The organism is Acinetobacter sp. V2 (genome assembly GCF_001188385.1).
GTDB lineage: Bacteria > Pseudomonadota > Gammaproteobacteria > Pseudomonadales > Moraxellaceae > Acinetobacter > Acinetobacter oleivorans.
On the sequence record NZ_JZFB01000003.1, the window covers coordinates 11,047 to 14,241 of the forward strand.

4 protein-coding genes are annotated in these 3,195 nt (G+C 38.3%); all 4 read right to left on the reverse strand.

What is annotated here, in order from left to right:
* Positions 1-388: AAA family ATPase (locus UC75_RS21250; RefSeq protein ID WP_228137287.1), on the reverse strand; the 388-nt coding region annotated here is incomplete at its 3' end.
* A gap of 66 nt (positions 389-454) precedes the next feature.
* Positions 455-1,183: a septum site-determining protein MinC gene (gene minC, locus UC75_RS11030; protein WP_004794142.1), complete on the reverse strand. Its 729-nt coding sequence runs from the start codon at positions 1,181-1,183 to the stop codon at positions 455-457.
* Positions 1,184-1,304: 121 nt separating this feature from the next.
* On the reverse strand, positions 1,305-2,351 hold the full coding sequence (locus UC75_RS11035) for a hypothetical protein (protein WP_049837621.1): 1,047 nt from the start codon (positions 2,349-2,351) through the stop codon (positions 1,305-1,307).
* 16 nt (positions 2,352-2,367) lie between these two features.
* The coding region (locus tag UC75_RS11040; RefSeq protein WP_228137288.1) for an acyltransferase at positions 2,368-3,195 on the reverse strand (828 nt) is incomplete at its 5' end.

Sequence of the window (3,195 nt, forward strand, 5' to 3'; positions counted from 1 at the left end):
AAATCGCGCCACGTTCAATACCAGCAGGTGAGTCACAAATGATGTAATCAAATTCTTGAGATAACTCATCAATAACACGAGCAACACCATCGTCGCTCAACGCATCTTTATCACGTGTTTGTGAAGCCGGTAAAATATAAAGGTTTTCGATATCTTTATCGCGAATAAGGGCTTGCTGCAGACGTGCTTCGTTGTTAATAACATTGAAAAAATCATAAACAACACGACGCTCACAACCCATAATTAAATCAAGGTTACGTAAGCCTACATCAAAATCAATCACAACAGTTTTATGACCACGAAGGGCTAAACCTGTTGCAAAAGATGCGCTCGTTGTAGTTTTACCTACACCACCTTTGCCTGATGTTACGACAACAATTTTGGCCACCGAATCCACTCCTATTATGGTCATTCACCCTTAAAAGGGCTGTTTTTTGGTGATTTGCTTAATAAACTAAAGTTCAATCGCTTCAAATTCAAGCTCTTGCTTTTCATTTAAATAAATATGTACTGGTTTTTTTACCACATGTTTAGGGATATCATCTGCGACACAATACGTTCCGGCAATGGAAACGAGCTCAGCCTCTAAAGATTGGCAAAAAATACGTGCAGCTGCGTGCCCGCCCGCACCAGCAATGACTCTACCACGAACTGTGCCATAAATATGTATATTTCCTGATGCAATCACTTCAGAACCACTATTCATGCCAGCTTTTAAAATAATATCGCCGTTATCTTGTACGAGGGATTGGCCTGTACGTAAAATTTCATCATGATAAGAGGTAATATGAGCAACCGCTATCTTGTTTAGTGGTTTTTTTGTTTCTGCTGAAGATGATACAGGAGCGGTAGCAGGTTTTTCTACAATTGCGACTTGTTCTGTTGTGGCTTTAATACGCTGTAATGGTTGATCTGCCGGTAAAACAGGGAATTGAATAGCGCGAGCTTCATCTCCTAAAATACCGTCGATTACCGCCATAGGCTGTAGACCCAAGCTCACCAGAAGTTGAATTAATGCAATTAACTCTTGCTCAACCGTACTATCAATAATCACTAAAGTTCCTTGATAGGAACCTTCATTTAATATATTTGATAATTGCTGGCGGATCACATCATGATCATTGGTATCGAAGGTTATCCTGCTAAAGTTAACCATTCTGCCGGTAATCCGGATATCAGCCATAAGTCTTCCTTCAAGGCGTTAAAACGAGCTGTAATATCGTTAAGTTTATTGTAAATAGAGCAAATGCTAGAACAAATCGTGCCAATTCTCTAGCGTGTTTAATAAAAAATTAAGTAAATGCTTATTCTTTGATTCGATCATACTCCGCAAGCGTTTGTTGCCATTGTTTGACCTTGACCTGTTTTCGTACAGATTCCAGTGTCTCGAACACGACAGATTCAACCAATTGCTCAAGCTGACGATTATTAATATTTATTTCACTCACTTTTTGAGAAATTAATTGATAAGTAGAATTCGGACTGTTTGGTGATCCCTCAATTAAAGGTTCAATTAAACCTGCACTAATATTTTCACCTAATCTTTGGCCAATACTCTGAATTTGCTGTTCAATACGATTACCGACTAAAGGAATTAAGCGTAATAATTGGGTTAGCTCAGGTGTATCTACTATGGCCTGATCTACAATTTTCCCAACACCTTTTGTTATTGCCGGTTTTTGTTCTTTTAAAGCAGTCGCTAAAGACTCTTGTAATAATGCTGTTAGGGTAGCAGTAAATTGCTCACGATGATGATTAACTAAGTCGTGAATAATCTGCTTATGACTAGAACTTGTTTGAAGTTCATATCTAATGCCATCAATCACGGTAATAACAACACGATCGGAAAGTTCTTCCATGACGACGCGATAGTAAAATAATCCAGTCTTTCTCCAGCTTTCCGGAATAACTCGATAGCCCATTTCGTGTAAACGATAAGCAATAATCCCAGCTCGAAACAAACGTAGAAAACGAAGCTGAGGAATAATGGCTAAAATTTCATACCAGTGAATAAAAGGGAAAAAGAACCAACGTTTATGGTGTTTATTGATGATCGCAATGCTCCAGCGCACGAGCAGCTCAACAATTAAAAAACCAATAAACCAAGCTTCTGATGTGATCACCCACGGATGCAGTGAATTACGGTAAAAGCTCAATATCTGGGGCAAATGAATGTGTTCAAAGAACCATGCCCCAATACTGCTCATTAAAAAGAAATTAGTCGCAAGACAGAACAGGTTAAAAATAATAATAAACACCATAAAGATGTCATAGATCAAAAACAGCTTAAACGAAAGGCTGTTTGGATCTACATGATGATATTTCGTTTTTTTCCCAGCGCTGTTTTGCATAATAACGGATGCTTTCTTAAATATTCGTAGAGGTATATTGAGATTTCATTTGCTCAATAAGTTGATCTTTTTCGGTCCAGATTTCATGCACCCATTGTTGGAAACGTTCACGGTAAACCGCATCGTCTTCATAGTTTCCACCAAGAACCCAGTCTGGAATTTCAATTTTACGCAAATTTACTGCAATTCTTGAAACATCACCGAGCCAGAAATCGCTATATCCTGGAACGCCATTCGGATAGACAATTGTCATATCAACTAAGGCATCAATTTTGTCACCCAAAATATTCAAGGCAAGTGCCAAGCCACCTGCTTTGGGTTTAAGCAAATGCTTATATGGCGATTTTTGCTGGTCATGTTTTTCTTGAGTAAAACGAGTACCTTCTAAATAATTCAATAATGTGAAGGGCTGACTTAAAAGCTGTTCGCAGGCTTTACGTGCTTCCATCATGTCACGGTCTTTGAGCTCAGGATTTTTTGCAACCTGTTCTTTAGTATGACGTTTCATCATTGGGAAGCCTAGAATTTTAAAAGCTTGCCCAACGAAAGGAATAAAGATGAGTTCCCATTTAGTAAAAAAGCGGGTGAGTGGCATACGGGTTAAACCAAAATATTGATTCACCGTTGTATCAACCCAACTTTGGTGGTTACACGTCATGAGATAACGACCTTGCATATTTAGGTCAAGTCCCTCATCAATCGTGATATCCCATTTCAGATTTGGTAAAACATGGTCAATTAACCAATTATTTACCCCTAACCAGCTATTTGTAATTTGAATATTGGTTTCATCTATTTTAGATGATTTTTTTAAAAGCTTAGTCAGACCTAGTGCAAGAACAGG

Coding starts and splice junctions, on each gene's coding strand:
- minC (WP_004794142.1), bottom strand. CDS start 1,183: ATGGCTGATATCCGGATTACCGGCAGAATGGTTAACTTTAGCAGGATA.
- UC75_RS11035 (WP_049837621.1), bottom strand. CDS start 2,351: ATGCAAAACAGCGCTGGGAAAAAAACGAAATATCATCATGTAGATCCA.